This window comes from Mesorhizobium sp. M7A.F.Ca.MR.148.00.0.0 (assembly GCF_003997735.1).
GTDB lineage: Bacteria > Pseudomonadota > Alphaproteobacteria > Rhizobiales > Rhizobiaceae > Mesorhizobium.
Genome location: NZ_RZTB01000056.1, coordinates 25,655 through 37,093 on the forward strand (window position 1 = coordinate 25,655; position 11,439 = coordinate 37,093).

Consider the following 11,439-nt stretch of genomic DNA (forward strand, 5'->3'; position numbering starts at 1 on the left):
AAAAAAGTCAGTAAATCCGGGCAGTTCAATCCCTAGCCGGCTCGCCGCATGCGAGCGGCGAAGAAGCCGTCGAGGCCCGAGCGCTCCGGCACGCCGAGCTCCAGGTCGGCGGGCGTGGTGCGCAGCGTGCCTTGCGGCGTCAGGAATGGATCGATGCCGGCGATCTCGCCTTGCCGCAACGGATCGTTGGTGACTTCAGGCGTGCCGGCCAGAAAGGCGCGATAGAGATCCTCGCCTTCGAGCGGATCGAGCGAACAGTTGGAAAAGACGATCCTGCCGCCGGGCTTCACCAGCGTGACGGCGCGGGCGAGCAGCCTGCGTTGCAGGTCGGCCAGTTTTTCGACATCGGCCGAAGTCTTGGTCCATGGCACGTCGGGGTGCCGCCGCACCGTGCCGGTCGACGAGCAGGGTGCGTCGAGGAGAATCGCATCGAACAGTTCTTCCGGCTCGTATTTGAGCAGGTCGGCCTGAACGATTTCGGCGGACAGGCCGAGGCGGTCGAGATTCTGCGTCAGCCGCACGAGCCGGTTCTTCGAGGTGTCGACGGCGGTGACCTTCGCACCGGCAACGATCAACTGGGCGGTCTTGCCGCCGGGCGCGGCGCAGAGATCGGCAACCCGCAATCCCGTGACATCGCCGAACAGCCGGGCGGGCAGGCTGGCCGCGGCGTCCTGGACCCACCAGGCGCCCTCGGCAAAGCCAGGCAATTCAGTGACAGGACCGACAAGATTCTCGACCCGCACCGTGCCGGTCGGCAGGACGATGCCGCCGAGTTTTTCGGCCCAAAGACCGGGATCGGCCTTGACCGAGAAGTCGACCGGCGCCTCAACGCGATGCGCTTCGAGGATCTGTCCGGCCTTCTCGTTGCCGTAGGTGGTCTTCAGCCGATCGGAAAACCACTTTGGCGCTTCGTCGGTGGCGGCAAGGGCAGCAGGCAATTCTGTTTCCTTGGCACGTGCCAGTGTGCGCAGCACACCATTGACGAGGCCGGAGAAGCGCACCGTGCGCGGATCGGATTTGGCATGGGTCACCGCAATGTCGACGGCGGCGCTGTCGGGAATATCGAGGAACAGGATCTGGGCCGCCGCCACATGCAATATGTGCGACAAAGCGGTGGCGTTGGGCGGCAGCGGCTTTTCCAGGCGCCGCGCCAGCAGCCCTGATATGGTCATGCGGTAGCGCAGCGCGGTGACCAGGATGGCGCGGACAAGGCCGCGATCGCGCATGTCGAGCGCCTTGTACTGCGGGTGGCCGTTTTCGTGATCGGTCAGCCCATCAAGCGGGGTCCTGGCATCGATGACGGCGGCAAGCAGGCGCGCCGCCGCCTTGCGTGCGGCGAGGCCGGCAACGAAGTCCCCGCCGTCCCTGTGTTCCTGATCGCCTGAAACCGTGCGTCGAGGTCCTCTGTCCGCCACGCTCACGACCACCGGCCCTTGGGCCCGGTCGGATTGCGACCCCATGGGTTGGATTTGGGCTTGGCGGGCTCCGCCGGCTGCTCGGGCTGCGCTGCCTCGCCCCACGGGCCGGATGGCCGCGGTTGATCTGCCTGCCGTGGCGTCGACGCCTGGCGCGGGGCGGCCTGGGTTTCGCCTTGCATCTGCTGCGCCATCGCCTGCAAGGCTGCGATGCGGTTCTCAGTGGCGGGGGGGGTGGAGAACAGGCTGTCCATGCGCTCGCCGTGAAGGGGATTGATGATGAAGAGATGCGCGGTCGCGGGATTGCGCTCGGCATCGGGGTTGCGGATGCGTTCGGCGCCGCGGGCGATCTTGTCAAGCGCCGATGCCAGCCAGAGCGGGTGTCCACAGATTTCAGCGCCACGCCGGTCGGCCTCGTATTCGCGGGTCCGGCTGACCGCCATCTGCACGACCATCGCGGCAAAGGGCGCTACGATCATCGCCGCCAGCACGCCGACAAAGCCGAACGGATTGTTGTCGCGATTGCCACTGAAAAAGAAGGCGAAATTGCCGAGCATCGAGATGGCACCGGCAAAGGTGGCGACGATCGTCATGGTGAGCGTGTCGCGGTGCTGCACATGGGCGAGCTCGTGCGCCATGACGGCTGCGACCTCTTCAGGCGTCAGCGCCTGCAACAGGCCGGTGGAGGCAGCAACCGCCGCGTTCTGCGGGTTGCGGCCGGTGGCAAAGGCGTTCGGCTGCGGGTTGTCGATCAGATAGGTCTTCGGCATCGGCAGGCCGGCCTGTTTGGCCATTGCCTGGACGATGGCGTAATATTCGGGCGCGTTCCTTTCGTCGACCTCGACGGCACGGTTCATCGACAGCACCATCTTGTCGGCATTCCAGTAGCTGAACAGATTGGTGCCGGCCGCGAACAGGAAGGCGATCATCATGCCGCCGGTTCCGCCGATCAAAAAGCCGACGCCCATGAACAGCGCGGTCATCGCGGCAAGAAGCATGGCGGTGCGGATGGTGTTCATCGTCTGCTCCTGTCGAAATGGCACCGAAAAGGGGTCGATCGTCGTGCGTTCATGGCTATATGATGGGAAACGCCAGTTCCTGTTTCAATTGACCGGGCTCAATCTGCCGAGATTATCGCATGACCGACGAAATCAGTAAAACAGGCGCCGCTTCTGCCGAAGCGGCATCGCAGAGAGAGCTAACGCCGGCCGCACGCCGTGCGTTGGCCGAGGCCGCAGCGCGGCGGGAAGACTACCGCGAAAAGGAGGCCGCGCTGCCGAAGGAGATCGGCGGCCGCGGCGGCAAGGAGCCAGGGCGCTACGGCGACTGGGAGGTAAAGGGCCTCACCAGCGATTTCTAGATGCCGCCTAGGCGGCGTTGCGCTGCGGCTCGAGCGCGATCCAGCCACGCTCGTCGACGGTGATGCCGACCATGTCGTAGCCTGCGATCGCGGCATGTTGCGTTGGCAAGGGGTGCTTGTGCGTGGCGCTGATGACCATGACCGCCGCGCCCGCCGCTTCGGCTGCCGCGATGCCAGCTGGAGCATCCTCGAAGACGAGGCAATCGCGCGCGTCGAAGCCGAGCCGTTCCGCGCCAAGCCGGAAGCAATCGGGCGCCGGCTTGCCGCGGGAGACATCTTCCGCCGCGACGATGATGGCCGGGACGGGGATGCCGGCGGCCTTCATGCGCAACAGCGCCAGCTCACGTGGGGCGGAGGTGACGATTGCCCAGCGTTCGGGCGGCAGCGAATCGAGAAATGCCACGGCGCCTGAGATCTGGATAATGCCATCGAGATCGGCCGCCTCGGCCTTCAGCAGCAGATCAGCCTCGTATGCCGGGTCGACGCCCGGCAGTGCCAGGTTGGTGATGGTCTCGATCGCGCGCACGCCATGGATCGTCGGCAGGAAGGCGGCGACGTCGAGCCCTTGGCGGCGTGCCCAATCGCTCCACACCCGTTCCGCCGAGGCGATGGAATTGATGAGCGTGCCGTCCATGTCGAAGAGGAAGGCCGCGAATTTTCTGCCTGAATGCATGATTTTCCTTGAGTCCGGGGAGGCGCTTGGTCGGGTGGCCGAACCTAACGTCTCGACTGCGGCAGGGGAAGACATGGGGGTGTGCTTTTCGATCGGCCCAGGGAACCACGATATCCTCCGGGCGTTTGGGAAGGACTGCTTCTCACAACAACGATCGAAGGGGGACCAACGGTGCTGATCCGGCTCGGCTACGAAATCGCCATCGAATGCGTAGCCGCCACGCCGGTGATTTCAGTGCTCGAGATCCATCGGGACAGGCAGGCCGACATCAAGCGGCAGACGCGGGTGCTGACCTCGCCCGCGGTGCCGACAAGGCTGTACCACGATCTGCATGGCAATGCCTGCCGGCGCTTCACAGCACCCGCCGGTGGTTTTCGCATCCTGTACGACGCGGTCGTAGAGGACAGCGGCGAGACGGACGAGGTAAACACACTGGCCAGGGAAGTGCCGGTGGCGGACCTGCCGGACGAAGTTCTCGGTTATCTCCTGGGCAGCCGCTATTGCGAGACGGATCATCTGAGCAGCCTGGCCTGGCAGCTCTTCGGTGACATCCCGTCCGGCTGGGCGCGCGTGCAGGCGATCGTCGACTATGTCCACAACCGGCTGTCGTTCGGCTATGGCTATGCGCGCTCGACCCGCACCGCGGCTCAGGCGCATGAGGAGCGCGTCGGGGTCTGCCGTGACTTCGCCCATCTGGCGATCACGCTTTGCCGCTGCATGAATATTCCGGCACGCTACGTGAACGGCTATCTCGGCGATATCGGCGTGCCAGCCGATCCGGCGCCGATGGACTTCTCGGCGTGGCTGGAAGTGTTCCTCGACGGCAAATGGTACACGTTCGATCCTCGCCACAACACGCCCAGAATCGGCCGTATCGTCATCGCCCGCGGCCGCGACGCCACCGACGTGCCGCTGCTGCACAGTTTCGGCCCCCACCGGCTCAGCCTGTTCAAGGTGTGGACCTACGAACAGGAAGGCAATCTGTTCAACCCGCCCTACCACGGCATCGACAGGACCGTCAGCGCACAGATGCTGGCGTAGTCGCGACGCCTGCCGATGCGACAGGGTGGCAGCGAGGTTCTTTCCAGGCGCAACTTTCGGGACACATGGTCCGCTTCGGCACAGTGAGCTTGTGCCGCAACAGGACGCCGTCGACGGCGTCGCGATGCCTCGGGCCAGATCATGGTAAGCGGCTCGTAAACGCCAGCGCCACGGCGCGTTCCCGTTTACCAACCGTTCACCTTTGTGGGCTCCAAAACTCAACGAAAACAACACTTGCTGTTGGAAGGCGAGCTCTCCGCCAAGCCAAGGCGTCATCCGGCGGGAATCCTGCATTGCCCTTTCCGCGGCGACGAGGCCGAGGCGAGTGGAGGCTGTAGGATGCGGAATTACGGGGGTCTTGTTCACGCGGTCGGCGGCTTCGCCAGGGATCGCGGTGGAAATTTCGCGGTCCTGTTCGGCCTTAGCGCCTCGGTCTTGGCGCTGGCAGCGGGCTTCTCGGTCAACGTATCGCAGCTCTACAATGCCAAATCGAGCCTCCAGAGCGTGGTCGACGCCGCGGTCACGTCGACGGCACGCGACCTGACGACCGGCGCCATCAAGGAAGCCGATGCCGACAAATCGGTGCAGGCCTTTTTCGACGCCAACGATACCGCCGGAATTCTACAAGCTGGCCAGGTCGTCCTTGATCGCTTGATCGTGGACAAGACCGCCAAGACGGTCCAAGTGGATGCCCATGTCGATGTTGCCTTGTTCTTCCCGATTTTTGGCATGAGCGATACGAGACGGGTCGCTGCTATGACGACATCGCTTTATTCGGACAAGACCATCGAAGTCGCGATGATGCTGGATGTGACCGGATCCATGGCCGGCCAGAAAATCAAGGACCTGAGGACCGCCGCGGCCAATGCGGTGGACAGCTTCCTGGGCGGCCAGGATCCGAGCAAGCCGCGGGTCCGCGTTTCAATCGTGCCCTATGCCAATTCGGTCAACGCCGGTCAGCTTGCGGCCAGCAGCGTTTACGTCGAAATCAATGCCAGCCAGCGCAAGCAGGCGCCTGGTAACACAAGCGCTCGGCCTGCTTCGGCATCGCCGCGTCTGGACAATTGCGCAACCGAACGTAAGGGCGCCGATCAATATTCCGACGCGGGTCCTGATTCCAGCATGGTCAATCGCGACTATCTGTTGTCGGGCTTTGCCGCGAACACAGGCACCGCCGCTTGCCCGGTCGCAGCGCTCGTGCCTTTGACGGCCGACGCCGCCACGCTCAAGAATGTCATCAAGGATCTTGTCGCTTCGGGCGGCACAGCCGGGCATATCGGCGTCCAATGGACCTGGTACATGCTCTCGGAAAGCTGGGGCAGCGTGCTCAATGCTTCGCAGCGACCAGCCAAGGCCGATCCGAAGAAAGTTGGCAAGTATGCGATCCTCATGACGGACGGCGAGTTCAACCTGTCCTATTTCGATGCGAGCAACGTCGACGGGGTTTATAATGATGCGGGCAAGGAAACGACCCGCACGGCGGCGACGAAACTCTGCGCCGCCATGCGCGATAAAGGCATAGAGATATTCACGATCGGTTTCAAACTCGACGAGGCCAACGCAGCCACGACACTGCAGACCTGTGCCAGCCCCGATACCGGTTCGGTCAAGCACTTCTACCAAGCTGCCAGCGGTATCGAATTGGATGCGGCCTTTCAGACGATCGCCCGCAACATCGAAACCCTAGCCCTGACGAAGTAGGGATCGACCCAAACGGAAAAGGCCGCCGCTTCTTTCGAAGCCGGCGGCCTTCCGTGTTTCCGTCCGTGGCGCGGCCTTGGCGGCGACCTATCGGGTCACCCGCCGCGCATTTCGCGCCTTAACGGGAAGACTGCTTCCCGAAAGTGCAATCCGCTGAGGCCACGTTCTGGAAAACGAAATCACTCGACATCGGATCACCTCCTTTCGATTTGTTGAACACATACTCATGATGGGGTGCGTTGCAGCAAAAGACAAGGCGCAGGTTTGAAAAAGTCGGGAAGGTGCTTTTGGCACGACACTGGGTTGCGGGCTGTCGGCCGGGCAGGCAAGATCACGGTATAGAGCCGAGCCGGCAATCCGGGTCGGCCCCTCTGGAGGGATGCATGGAGGCAGCCGAGAGAGCGGCGCGGATCGTGCGGACGGTTGTCGAGACGCTGAAACCGGAATTTGCCGTCAGACTGTGGACCGGGGAGCGGATCGGCCCCGCCACGGGGCCCGTGCTCACCATCAATGACCAGGACATCGTCTGGCAGATCGTGAAGCGGCCGTCCCTGTCGACGCTGATCGAGATGTGGATTTCCAAGACGATCAACATCGAAGACGGGACGATTTTCGACTTTTATGCCCTGCCGTCGCAAGGCAAGCTCAGAACCAAGCTCAAATCGCTGCCGAAAATGGCGATCCTGCGCGACCTGCCTTCCGTGCTGTTGGCACGCAAGCAGATGACGGCGCGGACCGATCTGTCGGGGCGCAATCCCTATGTCAGCGGTTCGAGCCAGGAAGCGATCCAGCATCACTACGACATTTCGAACGCCTTCTACCGGCTCTTCCTCGACGAGCGCATGGTCTACAGCTGCGGCTACTTCAAGGATTTCGCGAACAGCATCGACCAGGCGCAGATCGACAAGCTCGACCATATCTGTCGCAAGCTCCGGCTGAAGCCTGGCGAACGACTGCTCGACATCGGCTGTGGCTGGGGAGCGATGCTCATCCATGCCGCGAAGAACTATGGTGTTGTCGGCCACGGTGTCTCGCTGTCGCAGGCGCAGACCGATCTTGCCCGCGAACGCATCCGCGCCGAAGGGCTGGAGGACCGCATCACCATCGAGATCAAATCCTATGCCGAACTCACCGGCTCGTTCGACAAGATCTCGTCGATCGGCATGTTCGAACATCTCGGGCTCGCCAACCACGCCACCTATTTCAAGACCATTCATCGCCTGCTGAAGCCGGGCGGCATCTATCTGCACCACGCCATCACCCGGCGCAGCAAGGGCGACATGAAGAAGACCCTGCGCAAGGGGCCGGAGTACAAGGCGCTGCTCAAATACATCTTCCCCGGCGGCGAACTCGACACGATCGGCATGACAACAGGCAATCTCGAGGCGCATGGTTTTCTCGTCTACGATGTCGAGAACCTGCGCGAGCACTATGCCCGCACCTGCAGACTGTGGGCGGAGCGGCTGCACGAAAGGTTCGACGAGGCAATCGCCGAGGTGGGCGAAGCCAAGGCACGGCTATGGTTGCTTTACCTGACGGGCTGTTCGATCACCTTCGAACGCGCCTCGGCGCAGATTTTCCAGACCGTCGTGACCAAGCGCGCGCGTGGTCCAAGCGGCCTGCCGCCGACGCGGGCGGATCTGTATCGATAGCTTACAGGAAGCGCATCGCGTCGCCGGTTTCGACGCGCGCCGGCCGGTCGACCGTGCAATAGACGCCGAGATTATGGGCGTTATGGCGGACCAGGTTGCGCAGGATCGCCGGATCATGGTCGAAGCCATCCTGGGCGATGATGGTGAAACCGCAGCGGCGGCAGGGTTCGGAGATGGTCAACTCCAAGTCGCCGATCGCCAGCTTGCGGCCGATCCATTCCGTCTCCGGAAACGACCCTTCGAGTGCCGCCATGTCGACGACGATGTTGGGGCGGAAGCGGCGTGGGTCGGTGGCGCCCTCTGGATGCAACGCCTTCAGGCGTGCCAGCGAGGCGGTGGTCAACAGGTGGATCGGCGCCTTGCGGTAGCGCTCCGCGGTCAGCGGGCCGGAATAGCCAGGCGCGGCATTCTCGCGGCGAAACGGCCGGATCGAGGCCTCGAAGCCGAGATAGGCCGACACCGCGCGGTCGCTCTCGATACTTGGCGCAGCCAGCCAGTTGCCCTCGGGAACGGCAATCTCGAGTTCCAGGGTCGGCGACAGCCGGGTGCGGATGCGCGGCACCTTGTGCCATTTCGGATCGCGGTCCGGTCGCGCGATCTCATTGTCGGACGCGTCGACAAGGCCGAACATGCGGTCGCCCTTAATGCTCTCGATGTCGACCGAGATTGTCTCCCGGCGCTCGCCGGCAAGCGAACTCGCCGGATAGCGCCAAAGCTCACTGACAGTGCCAAGCGCTCCCTGCATCAGCTCTTCTTGTTTTGCCGGTTGGCGACCAAATCATCGACGACGGCCGGATCGGCGAGCGTCGAAGTATCGCCGAGCGCTGAAAAATCGTCCTCGGCAATCTTGCGCAGGATGCGGCGCATGATCTTGCCGGAACGCGTCTTCGGCAGGCCGGGCGCGAACTGGAGCTTGTCAGGCGAAGCGATGGCCCCGATTTCCTTGCGGACATGGGCGACCAGCTCCTTGCGCAGCTCCTCGCTCGGCTGCTCGCCGGCCATCAGCGTGACGTAGCAGTAGATGCCCTGGCCCTTGATGTCGTGCGGATAGCCGACGACGGCGGCTTCCGAAACCTTGTCGTGGCTGACCAGTGCGGATTCAACCTCGGCCGTGCCCATGCGATGGCCGGAGACGTTGATGACGTCGTCGACGCGGCCGGTGATCCAGTAATAGCCGTCGGCGTCGCGGCGGCAGCCGTCACCGGTGAAGTACTTGCCCTTGTAGGTCGAAAAATAGGTCTGCACGAAGCGGTCGTGGTCGCCATAGACGGTGCGCATCTGGCCCGGCCAGGAATCGGCGATGCACAGATTGCCGTCGGCCGCCCCTTCCAGCACCTTGCCCTCGCCGTCGACCAGCTGCGGCTTGACGCCGAAGAAAGGCCGCGTCGCCGATCCCGCCTTGAGGTCGGTGGCGCCGGGCAGCGGCGTGATCAGGATGCCGCCGGTCTCGGTCTGCCACCAGGTGTCGACGATCGGCACCTTGCCGTTGCCGACGATGTTGAAATACCACTCCCAGGCTTCCGGATTGATCGGCTCGCCGACCGAACCCAGTACGCGCAGCGACTTGCGCGATGTCTTGGCGACATGCGCGTCGCCGGCGCCCATCAGCGCGCGCAGCGCCGTCGGCGCGGTGTAGAAGATGTTGACCTTGTGCTTGTCGATGACTTCCCAGAAGCGCGACTGCGACGGATAATTCGGCACGCCTTCGAACATCAGCGTGGTGGCGCCGTTGGCGAGCGGGCCGTAGACGATGTAGCTGTGGCCGGTGACCCAGCCGACATCGGCGGTGCACCAGTAGATGTCGCCGTCATGGTAATCGAAGACATATTGGTGGGTCATCGAGACGTAGACGAGATAGCCGGCGGTGGTGTGCAGCACGCCCTTCGGCTTGCCGGTCGAACCCGACGTGTAGAGAATGAACAGCGGGTCCTCGGCCTTCATCTTCTCGGGCTTGCATTCGGCTTTCACCGTCGCGATCTCGTCGTGGTACCAGACGTCGCGGCCTGAAACCCAGCCGGTCTTGCCGCCGGTGCGGCGCACGACCACCACCTTTTCGACTTTCGTCCCGGCTTTCGCGGCGATCTCGATCGCCTTGTCGGTATTTTCCTTCAAAGGGATCGGCTTGCCGCCGCGCAGGCCTTCATCAGCCGTGATGACGAAGGTCGACTTGCAGTCGTCGATGCGGCCGGCCAGCGCATCCGGCGAGAAACCGCCGAAGACGATCGAATGGACGGCGCCGATACGCGTGCAGGCCAGCATCGCATAGGCGGCTTCCGGGATCATCGGCATGTAGATGGTGATGCGGTCGCCTTTCTTGACGCCGTGTTTCTTCATCACATTGGCGAGCCGGCAGACATGCTCGTAGAGCTCGTTATAGGTGACCTTCTTGTCATCGTAGGGATTGTCGCCTTCCCAGATGATGGCGGTCTGGTTGCCGCGCTTCTTCAGGTGCCGGTCGATGCAGTTGTAGGAAACGTTGGTCAGTCCGTCCTCGAACCATTTGATCGAGACCTTGCCGTCGAAAGAGGTGTTCTTGACCTTGCTGAAGGGCTTGAACCAGTCGATGCGCTTGCCGTGCTTGCCCCAGAATTTGTCCGGGTTCTTGACGCTGTCGGCATACCATTTCAGGTAGGTGTCATTGTCGATCAGCGCGTTTTTCTTCCACGCCGGCTGGACGCGATGGACATGAACCTCGGACATTCCTGACTTTCCTCCCGAACCAATCGCCGGCTTGAAATGCCGGCGGGATCGCGGCGACAGGGCCGCGAATTCGGCGGCATTATTACCAGTTCCGCCGTTACGGCAACATTAGACGTTGGATTCGCGCGGCTGGATGCCGCAGGGGGCTTTCCCGAGGCTGTCAGCACTCGGCCAAGTGCGCTGCTAACTGCATGTTTTCGCATGCTAAAGCCGGTTCAGATGAAGAAAAAATCAATAGACGATTAATCAGCGGCGCGCACAATCAGCCATGGGAGGACAGGCGAATCAACCTGGGGACCGTAATGCGCGACCATGCCGAAATGGACCTGATGCTCAAAGGCTATGGCTTGACCACGGCCAAGATTCTTTATCACTTTCCCGATCACCCGCATCTGCTGCAGAGCTTCATCTGGCAGGACTACGATCTGGCGCCGAAGTTTCCGGTGCTGATCAAGTTCATCGAATTCTGGAAGGCCAAGCTGGACGGGCCGCTGCATTCGATCAGCTACACCCACCAGAAGCTGATCGCGCCGAATGAATGGCGCAAGGTGGATGGTGAGTTCGTGCTGCATTAGGGGCGAGTTTCGCAGCAACGGCTTCTTGAGGTCGGCGTTCTACGACGCCCCCCTCTGTCCTGCCGGACATCTCCCCCTCAAGTGGGGAGATTGGCAGCTCCGCCGACAACGCCGCCCCTTGTTACGCCTGAGATTGGCGAAAGTCGCCGCGACATCCGATCTCCCCCCTTGAGGGGGAGATGGCCGGCAGGCCAGAGGGGGGCGCTGGCCCGCGAACCTTGCGCCATGACGACCCGATGCGCTCACACCGCCGGCGGGCTCAGTCGAGCAAAGCCTTCCTGCCGCCGATACGGGAAGTACGGGTAGGGCGCGGTGACTTCGC

The 11,439-nt window shown here is 62.9% G+C and carries 10 protein-coding genes; 5 read left to right on the top strand and 5 right to left on the bottom strand.

Features of this window, described 5'->3' with window-relative positions; all coding sequences use genetic code 11:
* Positions 1 to 32 precede the first annotated feature (32 nt).
* A complete protein-coding gene (locus EOB49_RS20155; RefSeq protein ID WP_127382024.1) occupies positions 33 to 1,460 on the bottom strand; it encodes an RsmB/NOP family class I SAM-dependent RNA methyltransferase in 1,428 nt (475 codons plus the stop codon).
* A complete protein-coding gene (htpX, locus tag EOB49_RS20160; protein ID WP_127382025.1) occupies positions 1,418 to 2,434 on the bottom strand; it encodes a zinc metalloprotease HtpX in 1,017 nt (338 codons plus the stop codon). Before htpX ends, EOB49_RS20155 begins: the two co-directional genes overlap by 43 nt.
* Before the next feature lie 119 nt (positions 2,435 to 2,553).
* On the opposite strand from htpX, the gene EOB49_RS20165 reads away from it, so the two are divergent.
* Entirely contained in the window at positions 2,554 to 2,775 is a 222-nt protein-coding gene (locus EOB49_RS20165; protein WP_127382026.1) for a DUF1674 domain-containing protein, read from the top strand.
* A 7-nt stretch (positions 2,776 to 2,782) separates the two neighbouring features.
* Here EOB49_RS20165 and EOB49_RS20170 read toward each other — a convergent pair whose 3' ends face one another.
* Positions 2,783 to 3,448, bottom strand: coding sequence for an HAD-IA family hydrolase (locus EOB49_RS20170; protein WP_127382027.1), 666 nt, complete (start codon positions 3,446 to 3,448; stop codon positions 2,783 to 2,785).
* A 171-nt stretch (positions 3,449 to 3,619) separates the two neighbouring features.
* Between EOB49_RS20170 and EOB49_RS20175 the strand changes: the two genes are divergently transcribed.
* From EOB49_RS20175 to EOB49_RS20185, 3 genes are all read left to right on the top strand, one after another.
* Positions 3,620 to 4,489 carry a transglutaminase family protein gene (locus EOB49_RS20175; protein ID WP_127382028.1) on the top strand — a complete coding sequence of 290 codons (870 nt, stop codon included), beginning with the start codon at positions 3,620 to 3,622 and terminating at the stop codon, positions 4,487 to 4,489.
* Positions 4,490 to 4,828: 339 nt separating this feature from the next.
* On the top strand, positions 4,829 to 6,190 hold the full coding sequence (locus EOB49_RS20180; RefSeq protein ID WP_127382029.1) for a pilus assembly protein: 1,362 nt from the start codon (positions 4,829 to 4,831) through the stop codon (positions 6,188 to 6,190).
* 383 nt (positions 6,191 to 6,573) lie between these two features.
* Complete coding sequence (locus EOB49_RS20185; RefSeq protein WP_127382030.1) at positions 6,574 to 7,842, top strand: cyclopropane-fatty-acyl-phospholipid synthase family protein; 1,269 nt, start codon at positions 6,574 to 6,576, stop codon at positions 7,840 to 7,842.
* A gap of 1 nt (position 7,843) precedes the next feature.
* Here the strand turns inward: EOB49_RS20185 and EOB49_RS20190 are convergent, their stop codons facing one another.
* A complete protein-coding gene (locus EOB49_RS20190) occupies positions 7,844 to 8,587 on the bottom strand; it encodes an MOSC domain-containing protein (protein ID WP_127382031.1) in 744 nt (247 codons plus the stop codon).
* Positions 8,587 to 10,542, bottom strand: coding sequence for an acetate--CoA ligase (gene acs / locus EOB49_RS20195; protein WP_127382032.1), 1,956 nt, complete (start codon positions 10,540 to 10,542; stop codon positions 8,587 to 8,589). Before acs ends, EOB49_RS20190 begins: the two co-directional genes overlap by 1 nt.
* 302 nt (positions 10,543 to 10,844) lie before the next feature.
* Between acs and EOB49_RS20200 the strand changes: the two genes are divergently transcribed.
* Positions 10,845 to 11,117, top strand: a complete 273-nt coding sequence (locus EOB49_RS20200) for an usg protein (protein WP_013529022.1) — start codon at positions 10,845 to 10,847, stop codon at positions 11,115 to 11,117.
* The last annotated feature ends 322 nt before the right edge of the window (positions 11,118 to 11,439 follow it).

Bases quoted from the DNA above. Each gene is read 5' to 3' on its own strand.
- htpX (WP_127382025.1), bottom strand. From the start codon at position 2,434: ATGAACACCATCCGCACCGCCATGCTTCTTGCCGCGATGACCGCGCTG.
- EOB49_RS20155 (WP_127382024.1), bottom strand. From the start codon at position 1,460: ATGGGGTCGCAATCCGACCGGGCCCAAGGGCCGGTGGTCGTGAGCGTG.
- EOB49_RS20190 (WP_127382031.1), bottom strand. From the start codon at position 8,587: ATGCAGGGAGCGCTTGGCACTGTCAGTGAGCTTTGGCGCTATCCGGCG.
- acs (WP_127382032.1), bottom strand. From the start codon at position 10,542: ATGTCCGAGGTTCATGTCCATCGCGTCCAGCCGGCGTGGAAGAAAAAC.
- EOB49_RS20180 (WP_127382029.1), top strand. From the start codon at position 4,829: ATGCGGAATTACGGGGGTCTTGTTCACGCGGTCGGCGGCTTCGCCAGG.
- EOB49_RS20170 (WP_127382027.1), bottom strand. From the start codon at position 3,448: ATGCATTCAGGCAGAAAATTCGCGGCCTTCCTCTTCGACATGGACGGC.
- EOB49_RS20185 (WP_127382030.1), top strand. From the start codon at position 6,574: ATGGAGGCAGCCGAGAGAGCGGCGCGGATCGTGCGGACGGTTGTCGAG.
- EOB49_RS20200 (WP_013529022.1), top strand. From the start codon at position 10,845: ATGCGCGACCATGCCGAAATGGACCTGATGCTCAAAGGCTATGGCTTG.
- EOB49_RS20165 (WP_127382026.1), top strand. From the start codon at position 2,554: ATGACCGACGAAATCAGTAAAACAGGCGCCGCTTCTGCCGAAGCGGCA.